12 protein-coding genes are annotated in these 15,871 nt (G+C 55.9%); 6 read left to right on the forward strand and 6 right to left on the reverse strand.

All coding sequences use genetic code 11. The features are described 5' to 3' along the window. The first annotated feature begins 71 nt into the window (after positions 1-71). Complete coding sequence (gene mog / locus HCX89_RS06985; protein WP_025890134.1) at positions 72-605, forward strand: molybdopterin adenylyltransferase; 534 nt, start codon at positions 72-74, stop codon at positions 603-605. 128 nt (positions 606-733) lie between these two features. On the opposite strand, the gene HCX89_RS06990 is transcribed toward mog, so the two are convergent. The 3 genes from HCX89_RS06990 to HCX89_RS07000 are packed head-to-tail and all read right to left on the reverse strand — an operon-like array spanning position 734 to position 4,040. Continuing rightward, positions 734-1,867, reverse strand: coding sequence for an ABC transporter permease (locus tag HCX89_RS06990; protein ID WP_044736035.1), 1,134 nt, complete (start codon positions 1,865-1,867; stop codon positions 734-736). Continuing rightward, on the reverse strand, positions 1,867-2,601 hold the full coding sequence (locus tag HCX89_RS06995; RefSeq protein ID WP_028780402.1) for an ATP-binding cassette domain-containing protein: 735 nt from the start codon (positions 2,599-2,601) through the stop codon (positions 1,867-1,869). The genes HCX89_RS06990 and HCX89_RS06995 overlap by 1 nt, the downstream gene beginning before the upstream one ends. Further along, positions 2,598-4,040, reverse strand: a complete 1,443-nt coding sequence (locus HCX89_RS07000) for an alpha/beta hydrolase (RefSeq protein WP_254428368.1) — start codon at positions 4,038-4,040, stop codon at positions 2,598-2,600. The genes HCX89_RS06995 and HCX89_RS07000 overlap by 4 nt, the downstream gene beginning before the upstream one ends. Before the next feature lie 131 nt (positions 4,041-4,171). On the opposite strand from HCX89_RS07000, the gene HCX89_RS07005 reads away from it, so the two are divergent. The 4 genes from HCX89_RS07005 to HCX89_RS07020 all read left to right on the forward strand — a co-directional run bounded on the left by HCX89_RS07005 (position 4,172) and on the right by HCX89_RS07020 (position 9,397). Beyond that, entirely contained in the window at positions 4,172-4,555 is a 384-nt protein-coding gene (locus HCX89_RS07005; protein ID WP_144224113.1) for a GntR family transcriptional regulator, read from the forward strand. Between the two features lie 290 nt (positions 4,556-4,845). Further along, the gene (locus tag HCX89_RS07010) at positions 4,846-6,639 is read left to right on the forward strand and encodes a long-chain fatty acid--CoA ligase (protein WP_144224111.1); all 1,794 of its coding nucleotides are present in this window, start codon (positions 4,846-4,848) and stop codon (positions 6,637-6,639) included. A 127-nt stretch (positions 6,640-6,766) separates the two neighbouring features. Next, the gene (locus tag HCX89_RS07015) at positions 6,767-8,971 is read left to right on the forward strand and encodes a toxin-antitoxin system YwqK family antitoxin (RefSeq protein ID WP_167715484.1); all 2,205 of its coding nucleotides are present in this window, start codon (positions 6,767-6,769) and stop codon (positions 8,969-8,971) included. Between the two features lie 27 nt (positions 8,972-8,998). Then, the gene (locus HCX89_RS07020) at positions 8,999-9,397 is read left to right on the forward strand and encodes a thioesterase family protein (RefSeq protein WP_025888469.1); all 399 of its coding nucleotides are present in this window, start codon (positions 8,999-9,001) and stop codon (positions 9,395-9,397) included. A 211-nt stretch (positions 9,398-9,608) separates the two neighbouring features. Here HCX89_RS07020 and HCX89_RS07025 read toward each other — a convergent pair whose 3' ends face one another. Beyond that, positions 9,609-10,436 carry a helix-turn-helix transcriptional regulator gene (locus tag HCX89_RS07025; RefSeq protein ID WP_244908474.1) on the reverse strand — a complete coding sequence of 276 codons (828 nt, stop codon included), beginning with the start codon at positions 10,434-10,436 and terminating at the stop codon, positions 9,609-9,611. An 86-nt stretch (positions 10,437-10,522) separates the two neighbouring features. On the opposite strand from HCX89_RS07025, the gene HCX89_RS07030 reads away from it, so the two are divergent. After that, positions 10,523-11,221, forward strand: a complete 699-nt coding sequence (locus HCX89_RS07030) for a glutamine amidotransferase (protein WP_167715486.1) — start codon at positions 10,523-10,525, stop codon at positions 11,219-11,221. 109 nt (positions 11,222-11,330) lie between these two features. Here HCX89_RS07030 and HCX89_RS07035 read toward each other — a convergent pair whose 3' ends face one another. Continuing rightward, positions 11,331-14,825 carry a hypothetical protein gene (locus tag HCX89_RS07035; RefSeq protein WP_167715488.1) on the reverse strand — a complete coding sequence of 1,165 codons (3,495 nt, stop codon included), beginning with the start codon at positions 14,823-14,825 and terminating at the stop codon, positions 11,331-11,333. Between the two features lie 125 nt (positions 14,826-14,950). Beyond that, a complete protein-coding gene (pbpG, locus tag HCX89_RS07040) occupies positions 14,951-15,856 on the reverse strand; it encodes a D-alanyl-D-alanine endopeptidase (RefSeq protein ID WP_167715490.1) in 906 nt (301 codons plus the stop codon). Positions 15,857-15,871 lie beyond the last annotated feature (15 nt).

The following is a 15,871-nucleotide window of genomic DNA, read 5'->3' on the forward strand; positions in this document are numbered from 1 at the left end:
GGGGCAGGAAAGCCTAATTGTGGTATGTTAGGCGCCACTGCAACACAAGCATTTTTGCCAAGGGGAACAGCATGGCCAAAGCCAAAATCGGGATAGTAACCGTCAGTGACCGTGCCAGCGCCGGAGTCTATGAAGACATTTCCGGTAAGGCGATCATAGAGACTCTCAATGCTTATCTCACCAGTGAGTGGGAAAGTGTTTATGAAGTGATCCCGGACGAGAGGGAGGTGATTGAAGCCACCCTCAAGCGGATGGCCGATGAAGACGGCTGTTGTCTGGTGGTGACCACAGGGGGCACAGGGCCGGCCAAGCGCGATGTTACGCCCGAGGCGACCGAAGCCGTGTGCGACCGTATGATGCCTGGCTTTGGCGAGCTGATGCGCGCCGAGTCGCTCAAGTTTGTTCCGACAGCGATTCTGTCACGACAAACCGCCGGGCTGAGAGACGACACCCTGATAGTCAACTTGCCGGGTAAGCCCAAGTCGATTCGTGAGTGCCTGGATGCGGTATTCCCGGCGATTCCTTACTGCATCGATTTGATGGAAGGCCCCTTCCTCGAATGCGATGAGGCAGTGATCAAGCCGTTTCGTCCCAAGGCGAAATAAGCCAACCCGGTTTTTATCCTGCCGATACCCTTGGGTTTCGGGGGGCGGGTTTCGGGGTTTCGGCAATCGAAAGGCAAGCCAACATTGAATCTCGGCTTGCCTTTTCTTTTGCGGACTTGGGGTTTGGATCAGAGGCCGAACACCACCTTTTCGCTCTTGAGGGAGCGCTCCAGCCCCAGCACCAGGGCGGCGGCTATGGCCAGCGTCAGCAAGCTGGATACCAACAGCTGCAGCAGCGGCAACTCCTTACCCTTGATAAAGGCCATCAGCGCCTGTTGCTGCCCCGAAACCGGTAACCACTGCAAGGTGTCCGGCGCTATGTCGTAACTGGCGGTCATTGCCAGGGCCAAGGGCACGAACAGCACTATGGTCAGATAGGACTGGGCTTCCTTGAAGGTCTTGGCCAGGAAGGACACAAACAGCTGCATGCTGGCGGCCAGCAGGGCGACCGGCAAGCCTATCAACAGCATCAGGGCAATAAACTCGGCGCTGATACTGATGCTGAAGCCGAGTTCCTGCCAGGGCACCATGGGATAGGCAAACTTGGAGATCAGCAAAATCAGGATCAAGCCCAACATGGCAAACACTGTCACCGCCAGCAGCTTGGAGATCACCAATTGCCTCGGGGTGACAGGGTGACTCAGCAGCAGCGCCAAGGAGTTGCGTTCACGTTCGCCGGCACTGGTATCTATCGCCAGATTCATCCCGGAAATAAATACCGAGTAGATCATGGTGAAGATGGCGATTCCGAGGATCATTCCGCCCTTGGAGTCGGGCGTGGCCTGATCCTGCAGTTGCACCTTAATCGGCTGCATTATCCTGGGGTCTATACCGCGGGCCAGTAGGCGCAGGCTGCCCATTTCGGAGGAATAACCCTGCAGCGCCCGCTCCAGACGGCGAATCGATTTCTGCAGCTTTTCATCCGAGTTGTCGGCTATCAGGATCACCTCGGCCCTTTCGCCCTTGGCCATCTGCGCCCGATATTGCTCGCTTATCTGCAGTATCAGAGCGCCTGCCTGCTCGCCGCTGTCCTGATTGATCCCCTTCTGGCCGAGATAGCGCACCAGATCCGGCGCCTGTTCGGCGTTGTCTATGCGAATTTGCAGGTCATCCGGGCTGGAGAGCTGACCAATCAGCACCACAAACAGACCGCACATGATCAGCGGCGTGCCTATGGCATAGTAGAGACCGGCCATTACAGAACGCTTGTCGCGGGCGGCATCCAGCAGTTCTTTGCGAACCAGTGTCAAGAGTCGACTCATCATGCGGCTATCCCCTCATCCGTGCCTATCAGTTGTATAAAGGCATCTTCCAGTGACTCCTTACCGGTTTGACGGCATAGATCGGCCGGGCTGCCAACGGCCACCACACGTCCCTGGGTCATGACTATCACCTTGTCACAGAGAGCGGCGACCTCTTGCATCACATGGCTGGAGAACAACACACAGTGGCCCTGGCGTTTGAGATCCAACAGCAGCTCCCGCAGTACCCGGGTGCTCATCACATCCAGCCCGCGGGTGGGTTCGTCGAGAATAATATTGGTCGGTTGATGCACTATGGCCTGAGCCAGTGCCGTCTTCATCCGCTGCCCCTGGGAAAAGCCCTTGCAGTGGCGGTCGGCAATATCGTCCATTTTGAGTTTGCCGAGCACATCGGCAGTCGCCTGCTTGGCGGCCTTACTCGGCATGCCGCTGAGTTCGGCGAAGAAACGAATATATTCCCTCGGGCTCAGGCGTTCATAGAGGCCGAAGGGATCCGGAAACAGCCCAAGTTGCTGCTTGGCCGCCAGCGGATTGCGGCCGACATCTATACCGTCGACTTCGGCTATGCCTTCGTCCGGTTTCAGCAGGCCAAACACAGTGCGCAGGCAGGTAGTCTTGCCGGCGCCATTGGGGCCGAGCAGGCCGGTAATCATGCCATCTTCGGCGCTGAAACTCAGGCCATCCAGGGCTTGAACCTTGCCGATGCGCTTACTCAGATTGGTCACCTTGATCATTTTGTTCCTCCTGGAATGGCTTCCACTGTGCTGGCGTTGAGATAGAAACTGCGACGCACATCTTTGTTGAGACACTCGCCATCCAACTTGTCCGGCGCCGTGCCCTTGACCAGCTCGGCGATCAGCTCATTGGCGCAGGACTGGGCGGCAACACCATGGGTGGCATAGGGGGAGATCAAGTGTCTGGCGTTGCTCAACTGGGCCATGGCCAGCTCACCCCAGGAAGGCGGCGTGGCGGGGTCCTTGGCTCCGGAAAGCAGCAGGGTGGGGATATCGCTGGCTATCGGCTCGGCAAAGGTGGCCGCCGCGGCCGGGACATTCCAGATAGGGCAGCTTCTGTCCAGGCTGCTGAGCATCTCTTTGCCTATGACGCTGGCCTCGGCCTGTTGGCGCTCGGCGGCGGTCAATCTGGGCCAGTCTTCACCGCAAACCACGGCGGCGTGCATGCCCATGGCGATACCTGTGCTATCGACACTGAGAGCCATCAGCCCCAGCAGAGGTTGGTATTCCTCCATTGCCGCCCGGTGGATGGCGTAGGGCAGCAGAGCTCTGACCGAGGGGCTGTAGAGCGCCATTCTCAGGCTGCCAAGCAGCTTGCTACGGGTCAGGGTCAGCATGGCGATATCACCGGTTACCGGATGAGGCACCTTCTTCATCACCGCATGTTGCCCCAGGCGCTCGGCCAACTGGTTCAGTTCCTGACGCAGCTGTGGGTAGGTTTGAGCGCACAAAGCGTCCTGCTCACAATCGCTCAGCAGCAGATCCTGGGCCCGGCCAATGGCGGCACCTATGGCCAGCACACTCTGCTGCATAGGCACGACGCCATCCAGGGTCACTGTCTTGAGTGCCTCGGGATAGTGGCGCATATAGAGCTGAGCCATGCGGCTGCCGTAGGAGATGCCATAAAGGTGCAGTTTCTGATAACCCAGATGTTGGCGAACCGCTTCGAAGTCGTGCAATGCCTGCTCGCTGCCGTATTGGCTGATGTCGGCATCCAACTTACTCAGGCAGTTACGGGTTTCCTGTTCGACATCGAGTGCTTCGTCGTTATAGGCCAGGGTTTGTTCCAGATCCAACGCCGCACACTCAAGGGCGTTAGACTGGCCGGTACCGCGCTGATCTATCAGCAATATGTCCCGGTTTTGACGGACTTTGCTTAAGATCAGGTCGAAGGTAGCGGCATTTTCGATGGCCGACTGTCCCGGCCCGCCGGCGATGGCCAGTACGGCTTCATTGGGGGCGGTATTCTTGATTGCCGGCAAGACGGCATAGAGGATTGCCAACTGGCGGCCTTCGGGCTTTTTCGGATCCTCCGCGACTAGAATCGTGCCGCAACGCAGACGTTCAGACAGACCATCGACATAACAGCCCGTGCTTTCGGAAGCAGTCTGTGCCTGACTCAGCGGCGTCCAACAAAGCCCCAGTGCCAACAGCAGCATGCTGGTTACGGCAAGCCTGTGGTGCCGGCCAAAGTTCCTTTGCTTCATGCTTGTGTTCCTTTTTGGCATTCCTGCCGGAGTGTGTTAGTTTTATTGGTGTATCAATGTATTAATACAGTGTTTCAAGGCTAATGTTAGAACTATTGCATGTCAACCCCGGCAGCGGCGAACCCATCTACCGTCAATTGAGCGAGCAGATTATCCATCTGATTGTCGGCGGCCAACTGCCCGAGGAAACCGTATTGCCCTCGGTGCGGCAGATGGCTGAGCATCTGGCTGTAAACCCCATGACAGTTTCCAGGGCGGTGAAACAGTTGGTGGAGCAGGGATGGCTGGAGCGGCGACGCGGCCAGGCAACCCGGGTAGCTCAGCGCCGGGCCCATCAGAATTTGTCGGCCGAGGCCATGATAATGCCGCAGCTTGAAGACTTGTTGGCAACGGCGCAGCAATTGGGGTTGTCGCAACAGGGGCTGCAACAGTTGATAGTCAAACATTGGCCCCGAACCAAAGAATAACAGGGAACAAGTATGAAACAGCCGGCCGGGCGATTATTGCATTTCGCCAAGATTGGACTGTGAGTCTTAGCGCGGGTCAGGCTGCTCTTTGCCAAGGACGTTGTTTCATCTTGGCCGCAATAGATTATGGCGTACAGAAGTACTGGAACCCTGATATAACAACTGGTCTGATCTCTATGAGTGGAGCGTGATACTGTACGGAATTAGAGCAAAAGCTCTTATGTTTGCCTGAGCCTTGGGGTAGAATCTCAAAAGCGGAACAGCTGTAAGCTAAAAAGGTAAACCGAGTTATGTCTCTAGAGCAGTACAGAATCACCCATCTCTTGCGTCAGCAGCTTAAAGCGCGCGCAGAGCATATCGCCCTGGAAGGCTTCGAAATGGCTGCGCCTTGGGACAAGGTCAGCTGGAATGAATTTAACCGTATCAGTGCTGCCATTGCCGGAACTCTGATTGCCAATGGCTTTGAGGTTCAGGATCGCGCCGTGATCTTGTCTCGCAACTGCCCGCAATGGACCTGTGTCGATGTCGGTGTGATCCGCGCCCGAGGTGTTGTGGTGCCGGTTTACCCTACCTCCACCCTGGAGCAAGCTGCTTATATCATCAATGATGCCGGTGCCAAGCTATTGTTTGTGGACAACAAAGCTCAGTATGAACTGGCTTGTGAGTTGGAGTCCTTGTGCCCGACACTGAATTGCGTGGTGGTGTTTGACAAGCAAGTCACCCTCAAGCAGCCTCATCATCAACACCTGGACACCCTGCTAGAGCAGACAGTGCCCGAAGAAGCGCGCACTGAGCTGGCCTCCAGGGAACAGAGCGCCACGCTGGACGATCTGCTGACTCTTATCTATACCTCTGGTACGACCGGCGATCCCAAGGGGGTGATGCTGGATCAGCGTAACTTCGCCTCGGCCATGCGCCAGCATCAACAGAAGATCCCCTTCAGCAGTGACCAGGTGTCACTGGTTTTCCTGCCCCTGAGCCATGTTTACGAGCGGGGTTGGAGCTTCTATGTGCTCAGTCGTGGTGGCCGTAACGTTTACCTTGCCGACACTCAAAGAGTCAAGGAAGCCATCGCCGCCGTGCGTCCTCACACCCTGTGTGTGGTGCCCAGATTCCTGGAAAAGGTATACAGCGCGGTGCAGGACAAAGTTGCCCGAGCCGGAAATGGTCGCCGCCAGTTATTTGCCTGGGCATTGTCAGTGGGCGAGCGCCAGTTTGAGGTGATGCAGGGCCGGGCCAAACCCAGTGCCTGGTTGTCGTTGCAATGGCATCTGGCCGACAAGTTGGTTTACGGTAAACTCAGAGCCGCTCTCGGTGGTCGCCTGCAGCTGATGCCCTGTGGCGGCGCGGCTTTGGATGCCAAAGTGAGTGCGTTCTTTGCGGCCATTAACCTGCCGGTACTCTGTGGTTACGGTATGACAGAAACCACGGCAACCGTTACCTGCAATACATTGGACAACAGGGTTACAGGTTCCAATGGCCGCTGTATGCCTGAGGTGGAAGTTCGTCTCGGGGCCGAGAATGAGATTTTGGTTCGCGGTGATACCGTGATGCGCGGTTACTTCAACCGTCCCGAGGACACAGCCGAGGCCTTCGAAGATGGCTGGCTCAGGACTGGTGATGCCGGCTACCTGGATGAACAGGGCAATCTGTTTATCACCGACAGGATCAAAGAGCTGATGAAGACCTCCAACGGCAAGTACATTGCGCCGCAGCGGGTTGAAGGCAAGGTGGGTTGCTGTCCCTTTATCGAACAGGTGGCGGTGGTTGCCGATGCCCGTAACTATGTGACTGCGCTAATCGTTCCGGCCTTTGAAGCCCTGGAAGCCTGGGCCAAACAAAAGGGACTTAGTTATGAATCCCCGCTGGAACTGATACGTCACAGCCATGTGGTGGAGCATTTTGAAGAAAGGCTCAAACACCTGCAACAGGAGCTGGCGGGTTTTGAACAGATCAAAAAGTTTACCCTGCTGCCGGAAGCCTTCTCTATGGAGGCGGGTTTGATTACCCCGACTCTAAAGCTCAGACGCAAGATGATCTATCACAAATATTCCCGCGAAATTAACGCCATGTATGGTGGTTAATTCTGAAAAAGGCTGCCTGAGCAGCCTTTTTTAATAGCATGATTCCTTTAGATTTAATACCGGCTGTTGTAGTATTGGCCCCCAATCTTGGCCGGGTTGCCAAGGTCATTTCTCAAGGAAGCAGTATATGGAACGACTATTCCAACCGGGCTTGCTCACAGGCTTATTTCTCCTTATTTTTTCCCCGCTTTCTTCAGCCTCTGAATTGGCTCACGGCCCTTTGACACTGCCCGGCGGTGACGGCGAGCAGTTGTCTTTCTACCGTGATGCCGAGCAGGTATTGGCCCAGGTTCAGGATGACAAGGGTAGTAAAACGCTGGATAGCTTCCCGTCAGCAACTCAGGTGGTCGCCGTCTTTTATCAGGATCTCGATGGTGATGGGCAGCGCGAAGTGCTGGTGATGCTAAAGACCGGCTCAGAACTTTCCATCAGGGGATATGGTCGGGACTACAGCAATTGGCAGTGGCTGCAGCGCCTGCAGCCCAGGCTGGACCGGCTGGCTCCTTCCCTCAAACACTTCACAGTGGCCGAAGTGCGTAAACAGTTGAAGCGCTGGCCGCCGCAACAATATTTGATGACTTACGATATTGACGCCACTGATGACGCCAACATCAGGGCCTTGCTGCAAGGCACACTGGAGAGTGACGGGCAACTCTTGGGTTACCGGGATGAAGAGGGGCGGGCGGTGAAGCGCGCCGAACAGGCGTACTCCTATCGGCTCAAGTATTCCGTCAGTATCAAAGAGGGACAGACAGCATTCTTCCTGACAGCCAGCTTGGAGCGGCTCAGCTTTGGTATTGGTGAAGCTGAAGGATTTATGGTGACCGAAGTGGCTTACCAGCGCGATGATATCGAGGGGGAGGCCGGTCGCAGTGGCCCGCTGCTGGGGTTTACTCCTTCCGGTGGCACCTGGGGCGGCGTGACACTGAGCGCCTATTACCAGGGCGGTAAGTTGCATGGTAGTTGGGCCAGCTATAGCCCACGTAATGGCCGTATCAATGCCGCCGGTGACTATAAAAATGGCTTGCAGCAGGGCGAGTGGATAGAGGCTGACTTCGATGGTCGTTTTTGGCGGGGGCAGTACGTCGACGGCAAGCAACAGGGCCTGTGGAAGCTGGAATCCGACTATGACGAAACCTTGTCGCTGGGGTTTGCGAACTACAAAGATGGCTTATTGCATGGTGAATACGAGGAGCTTCTGGCCGATTTTGGCAGTGACGCCGAACCCACACCCACAAAAATCTGGCTCAAAGGTGCGTACTTTGACAACAAACGCCATGGCCCCTGGATTGAAGATGGCAACAGGGTGACTTATGACCATGGCTTGAAAGATGGACTCTGGGTTGAGATGGATGGCGAATCTGAGCTGCGGACCCATTACCATCAAGGTAAGAAACAGGGACTGCGGCAGCGACTGGATAGCAGCGGTAAACTGCTGCTGGAAGAAAATTATCTTGCCGATCAGCTTGATGGCCAGAGCCGTTACTTCTATGCCAGTGGCCAGCTGAAAAAGCTGTCGCAGTTCAAGCAGGGTAAGCAAGATGGTCAGCAGCTGTATTTCCATGAAAATGGTCAACTGAGCAGTTTGTATGATTATCAGGCGTACCAAGATAAAGAAGGTCGTTGGTATGAGATCCTTCAGGGAAAGGTTCTGCGATACAGTGAGCAGGGGCAACTGCTGGAGGTGCAGCAGTATCGTGATGCTCGCGCCGAAGGCCGCTGGTATCGCTTCGATAAACAGGGGCAACTGGAGCGCCTGCAAAACTTCAGTCAAGGGCTGGGTCAGGGAATGCAGGCCAGCTTCAGCCCCCATGGGATCTCCTCTTTTCGGACCGTAGAAAAAGGGATATCCATAGGCGATGGCTATCGTTTTCACCGCAACGGCCAGTTGCAGGAGATCAACTTCTATTGCGATTATGACGGCGCAGCAACCAGCAATAACCTGTGCGGTTGGCAACACAGCTTCTATGAAGATGGTCAGGATGCTTGCTTCAGACGCCTCAGCTACGGTTATGAACAGGAATATATCTGCTATGACCGTGAGGGACGGCTGCTCAAGAGCCAGGAGCTGACGGCGGCCAACAAGATGGTTGAACGCCGTTACATCAATGGCAAGCTCCATAAGGAGGAGCCGAGGATCTCTGTATACAACCGGATGATCAATGGTGAACAGGTTTACAACTTCAATGGTGCCCGTTTCGATGGCGTGGTCATAGGCATCTATCACGATGGCCGCTATGAAACCCTGTATCGGGACGGCAAGAAAATTTGCGGCAAACAGTTTGACCCTCAAGGTAAGCTGAAGGCCGGCAAAGACAAGTGCGAGTTTTAATCAACAATAATAACAATAGGATACCCTATGGAAGCGTTAAGCCTGGATATTCAACCCAGATTCAATGAAACCGATGGCCTGGGCCATATCAATAACACTGTGCTGCCCGTGTGGTTTGAAGCCGCCAGAGAGCCTGTGTTCGAAATCTTCAACCCAGGTCTGGATCTGGCTAACTGGAACCTGATTGTGGCCGGATTCACCATCGCCTTTAAGGCGCCCACCTATTACGGTAAGACAGTCAGAGTATTGACCTCAGTCAGCCGCATAGGCAACAGCTCGTTCGAAGTATTGCAGCAGAGTTGGCAGGGAGAGCTGCTAACCGCCGAAGCCAAGACCACCCTGGTGCACTACGACTACAGCTGTGAGCAGAGTCGACCTATTCCAGATGAGATCCGTCAGCGTCTGCAGCCTTTGCTGCGGGAGTGAGTCGGCGTTTTCCAAGTACAGATTAAGCCAGCGTCTTCTACGTTGGCCTATTCTGGCTACGGTATTGGTGAGGTGTCTGGTCAAAGAGACCTTTGAAGGCACAGATAAAGGCAGAATCGGACTGATAGCCCGGATGAGATCAGCCAGCGTCTGCTGCCTTTGCTGCGGGAGTGAGTCGGCGTTTTCCAAGTACAGATTAAGCCAGCGTCTTCTACGTTGGCCTATTCTGGCTACGGTATTGGTGAGGTGTCTGATCAAAGAGACCTTTGAAGGCACAGATAAAGGCAGAATCGGACTGATAGCCCGCCTGAAATGCCACCTGTTGCACTGTTTCACCTTGCTCCAACTGCGTCAGCGAACTCAGTAAACGTAGGTGCTGGCGCCAGAGTGGATAGCTGCAACCCAGCTCCCGGGCAAACAGCCGGGAAAGAGTGCGCTCGGATGCGCCCACCCGCTCGGCCCATTGGGCCAGAGTCATTTCCAATGCCGGTCTGGCAACTTGTTCATCAAAAATCCGCAGCAGACGTTTGTCTTTTGGCAGCAGTAACCCCAAACGATAGGGCGCCGCCTGGATCACCTCATCCTTGAGAACCGCCAATAACCTCAACCTTGCGTCTGAGGCTTGCGGGCTGGGTGCTTGTGTCAGATGCAGCAGCAATTCCCTTAGAAAGGGAGATACTGCCAAGGGTTTGGCCTGAGTGGGAAAGCCCTGGCTATATGCGGGATCCAGGTAGAGACCGATGAACTGGGTATCCACCAGGACTCTGGACTCATGTTCCTGGGTTGCCGGAATAAACAGGGCGCCGTTATGGGGCAGTATAAAGCGGGTATCCCTGACCTGAGTCTGTAACAGGCCGCTTGCCGGAAACACCAACTGATGCCAGTTGTGGCTGTGCCAGCTATCGACATGCCCTCTGGGCATCCACAGCACTTTGCTGAGCACCCGGGCATCGGGATAAGCCGCTATCAGCCCGTTGGCATCGAACCGTGCTTCTGAAGCTAGGGCATCTGTTGGGGAAATAGCTTGGCGGTTTGGCAATGTTATCTGTCTTTGTGTCGATATCTATCGGTCTGCGGTCAAGGCTAACATGACGGTCAACTGAACAACAAACGCGGGAGCGACAGGTGAGGGTACATTTTATTCAACATGAGTCTTTCGAAGGGCCGGGGGTTTTGGCGAACTGGTGTCGCGCGCGCGGCTATGAAGCCAGCTATACCCGCCTCTGGCTTGGTGAATCCTTGCCGCAGAGCCTCCAAGGCGTAGGTTTATTGGTTGTGCTCGGAGGCCCACAGTCACCGGCAACCGGCATTGCCGAGTGCCACTATTTTGATGCCCGGGCGGAACAGGCCTTGATAGCCCGAGCCATTGCCGGGCAGGTGGCTGTGTTGGGTATCTGTTTGGGAGCGCAGCTGATTGGCGAGGCGCTCGGGGCTTCTTTCGAACCCAGCCCAGAGGTTGAGATAGGCTTCTTTCCCGTGACCTTGACCGCGGCCGGCAGGGCGCATCCAGGCCTGGAAAGCTTCGGCGACAGTGTCACACTGGGGCATTGGCACCATGATATGCCTGGGCTGACGGCCGATAGCAAGGTGTTGGCATTCAGTGAGGTATGTCCGAGGCAGATAGTGGAATATGGTGCCAGAGTGTACGGCTTTCAGTGCCATCTGGAATTTGACGCCGAGGCGATAGAGGCGCTTATCAGTCACAGTGCCGCCGAGTTTGGTCAGCCCCGTCCTTGGGTGCAGTCACCTGATGTACTGCGCCAGGCCGAGACTCAGGAGATGAATGTCTTGTTGTGGCAATTTCTGGACTGGCTGGTGCGCTGAAGCGGGCAGCATAGACAGCCTAAAAGGCGTGCCCATGCTGCCTGGCGTCTATGTGGTCCATAGCCTATGTAGCCCGCCAAACCCCTTGCCTTACCCAAATCGGCGGCGCTTAGGCAAGCTCTGCCATGGCGTCTCTTACCCGGCGGGAGCCATCGTTGGCCAGCGCCGAGAGCAACTCGGCCGCGTCGGGATAGTCGCCTTCCAGGCAATCGATCAGCTCGATTTTCTCATTGACAGTCAACTGAGTAATAAGGGGCGTCAGCGTGCCGTTTCTCAGTTGAGCGACTAGCCAGTCACAGGGAGCCTCATATTCCCCCTTGCCGAGGCAAAAACGTAGCAGTTTCATCGGCTCAAGCCGCAGCGGCTCCAGAGTTTGCAGCAGCCAGCTCAGCGCGGCTTCCTGCAGCTCATCGCTGTCCTGGTATCTCCTGTCTATGTATCGCGCCGCTGGCCAGTCGCCGCGGCGCACCTTGTCGGCCATAAAGGCCCGCAATAGCTGCTTATCGAACAGTTCAAACCCCAATTGGTAGCCAAGCAGGAGCTGCAACAGTCGCTGCCGGGTTGGGGTGGGTAGCAGCCACAGGCACTGCTTGAGGTCATAACGCTCGAAGGATGAGTAGATACTCAGCTCATCAAGGACGAACAAGCGTTGCAGGCAGGTTTGCATGGCTACCAGCGGCAGTTCACCACTCAGGTATGCTTGCAGTCGAGCTTTGACCAAGGCGACCCTGGCATCGACCGAGTACAGGGCCTTGAATGCCGCCAAGATCTCCTCGGCGCTGACACTCTCGTCAAACAACAGCACCTCGCCCGGAACACCTTGGGGCATGCCCTCCGGCGGTATCGCTTGGGTCAGCAATAATGCCTGCAACTCTTCACCCTGACGCCGAAGCAGGCTGACGTTGAGCCAGTCATATCTGTCATCTTGGGCCTGCTCGCAAACCACAAGTTGCGGCGCGGCAACCACAGGCTGCTTTATGCCCCGCTCCAGCAACTGACAGCGGCCATCAAAGTCTTGAGCCAGTACCCGCTGCCAACTCTTGAGGTTGTCGCGAATAAAATACTCGAGGCAGAGTGACAACTCCCGTTGCAGCTCAGGGTGTTGGATAAAGCCTTGCCCGGGAAATTGCAGCTCCAGCAGTTCGAAGGCATTGAGCTTCTCTCTATCCGGCAGTCGTCTCAGTGCCTGCAGCAGTGGATCTGCCTGGCTCGATGAGGCCTGGGTCAATGGGCTCAGCTGCGTTACCGTGCGCAGGGTGTTGTCGCCATCGGCATTGCTCAGCGACAGTTGGAAGTCAAACACTGTCAGCAGGGCTTCACTGACGCCGAGTGATTGCATGCTACCGACAAAGCCCTGGCGCTCGGTATCAGAGTCAAACTCAGGGTCGAAATTATCGTCACTGTAAGGCATGGCGGCATAATGCAAGAGCTTGAGTGGCGCCAGTTCCAGCAGCCATTGCCACAGGCGCCGGGCCAGTATGAGAGCCGGCGCTTGCGGCTCATTTGATTGAGTCGAGGAGTGAGTGAAAGCGTGCTGCGAGGCCAGCAGGAAATAGCACAGCATGGCACCGCGGCGAAAACCGTCTTGTTTGTCGAACAATAGGTATTTGGGCTGGAAGTCGCTGATGGGTTCCAGGGTCAATTGGCGACCAACATCATCACGCCCTCTTCGATAGAGCTGGTCTTGTGCCAGTTGCAGCGCCTCAAGCTCACAAAGAGAGGGTTCCGGTCGACAGATAAACGCCTTGAGCGGCTTGGCATCGTCTGCGGCCTGTTTGAGCACTTGCCCGGCAAGCAGTTCCCATGGGCTATTAGCGTTTAATCTCTCGCTCAGCGCCCGGCTGGTGGCGTCATGGCACCCGGCCAGACAGTCCTGTTGCCAAAGGAAGGCCAGCAACACATAGTGGCCGAGCTCCATCTGGCTCAGCGGCCAGTTATCCGGGTTGGCAAGCTGCCGGTGTTGCCGGAACAAGGCCAGGGTCTTGTTCAACAAGGGACGGTTGTAGACCTGGCGCTTGTCGTTCCATTGCTGCAACAGTTTAGCCAGTTGCGCCTCGAGCAGCGCCTGCTCACTGGTGTCACTAAGGTTGCCGTAGCGCTGCAGATATTGGACATCATCGAGCAGCCCTTCATCGTCGACCAGGTTTTCGCGGATCTCTTCCTGTTCGGGTTTGCCAAGCCAGGCGAACCAGATATCCAGCAGGCGTAAATACTGCTGTTGCCTTTGCTGCAAACTCTTTGATGGCAAGATATCGGCAAAGGCTTCGACATCTTCTTGATCACCATAGAGCAGTTCATAACGGCTATCGCTGAGAATACTGCTCAGCTCTTCGGCAACATGCCGATTGGATTCTGCCGTAACGCAGTAGTCGACTATGTAGTGATAGAGCCCCAGGGCTTTTGCCTTACAAGCGGGAATTAATGCTATTGGTTGCTGAGCCGCCAGTGCCTGGGATTGGCTGCCATCATGCAGATATTGCCACAGTGCCGCGCCTTGGGGTTGCGCCAGTACCAATGGCTTTAACAGACGCAGCAGTCTGCCCGGCCGCTCATCGTCCTCATCCTGATAGCTGTCGTCTTGTTCATCTGCGTCGGTTTCGGCGCTCCCGGTTATGCCGCATCTGTAACAGGCCAGCGCGCCACTGGCCTGGCTCTCTATGGCGGCGCGCAGGTCGCTTATCTCCTCTTCGAGACTGGCGCGGATAAACTGGCTTTCAAGCAGGGTATCCAGCCCCTCGCTCTGTTCAACTTCAAACCAGGCAAACTCAATCGGGTACATGCTGACAAAGAAATGCAGCACGGCATCGACTCTGCCGAGTGGGCGGTCTTCGGCGGCGAGCAGTTTCGGGCTATTGAGTAAACGCTCGCTCAACAGCTGTTTGAATAGAGGATATTGCTGTGGATTTTGCTTGAGGAAGTCGGCCAGAGGCTGATGACTCTGAATGCCGGTTTCGTCGCTGTAGAAGAAGCCCTGGCGCAAGTGGTCGCTGTCGCACCAGACAAAGGCCCGCAGCATATCCGGGCTCCAGCCATTGAGTTCGAGCAGCCGTGCCATATATTGCTCATAGCCATTGCTGTAGACATTGTCCCAGGTGGGGATCAGAAAGCGTGCCAATAGCCAGGCCAGTTCGGGCATGCGCCGGGCCAGCAGAAACAGGGCCTCGACACCGAAAATGCGGCTGTCGTCCAGCCACATGCGCTGCAGATCATTGTGCCTGCGGGCGAAGTCTATCATGACCTCGGCGGTGGCCAGCAGTTCGGGTGCCAGGCGAGAGTGTTGCATGGCAATGGCGAACAGCAAGGGTTCAGAGAGATAGAGGTCACACTCATCGCTGATGAGTGGCGGCAGCGTGAATACTTCGCCATCCGGCCCCAGGCTCAGGGCTTCCTGCAGCAGGCTGCGCAGTGCTGAATCTTGCAGGTCATCGATTTGCAGGCGGCGGTTGCCGCTGTCGGTCACTGCGACAAATTCGATATCGAACATGCCCTGGCGCAGAATAGTACCTTGCTGCAGTTGTTGCCGGTATTGCGCCAGTGCCAGGCTGATGGAGAGAGGATCCCGGGGATCCAGCGGGATAAGGGTGTGCTTTTTAAATGACTGCATCTTCCTGACTCAGTAACTGCGAAGGCCAAAGGCCTTTAAACGAGGCGGGATGATAACAAAAGTTGTTGTGGATGCGGCTACGCAAGCGTGAAAACCTGCGCTGAGTCACCGCTGTTTGCCGAATATTAACGGGTGGCGGCCAAGGCGTGACGTTCTGTTTGCTTTTGCTGTTTATAGTCCAGTGCTTCTTGGGGAACCGGACTGACTTTGCCGGTTTCCAGCCACTTCTTCAGGCGGCCGGCATCGGCCAAATGGGTCAGCTTGCCGAAGGCATCCAGTACCACAAAGGCGACTTCGCGCTTGGCCATTTTGGTCAGCATAACCAGACAGTGGCCGGCGTCATCGGTATAACCCGTCTTGGTGAGGTGGATCTGCCAGTTTTTCTTGTTCACCAGGCGATTGGTGTTGTAAAACGCCAGGTTATATCTTGGCTTACGAAACATGACGCTACGGTTGGGGGCCGAACTCAGTTCGCCGATCAGAGGGTATTTCCTGGCTTCACGCAGCAGTTTGACCAGGTCTCTGGCGCTGGAGACATTCTGCTCCGACAGCCCTGTGGGTTCGACAAAGCGGCTGTCAGTCATCCCCAGTTCTGCCGCCTTGGCATTCATCGCTTTGATAAAGGCCTGGTAGCCGCCGGGGTAGTGATGTGCCAGGGTCGCGGCGGCGCGATTTTCCGAAGACATCAACGCCAGCGCCAGTGCTTCTTTGCGTTTCAACTCACTGCCGATACGGATACGGGACACCACGTTTTGCATGATATCGGCCTGACTGACATCCACGGCAATCCGCTCGTTGAGCGGCAACTTGGCATCCAGTGTCACCAGCGCCGTCATCAACTTGGTTATCGAGGCTATGGGCTGTACCTGCTGTGGGTTGTCCTCATAGAGGACCTCGCCGGTTTCCAGATCCACTAGCATGGCGCTGGCCGAGGCCAGCTGTTGCAGCTCGGCCCTGGCCGGTAATTTTTGCGCCGCCCAAACCGGCAGACAGCAGCACAGCAATATTATTAAGCTGGTAAGTCTTCGCATTACCTTAATCTTCCC

This window comes from Shewanella sp. Iso12, assembly GCF_012030025.1.
GTDB classification, from domain to species: domain Bacteria; phylum Pseudomonadota; class Gammaproteobacteria; order Enterobacterales; family Shewanellaceae; genus Shewanella; species Shewanella algae.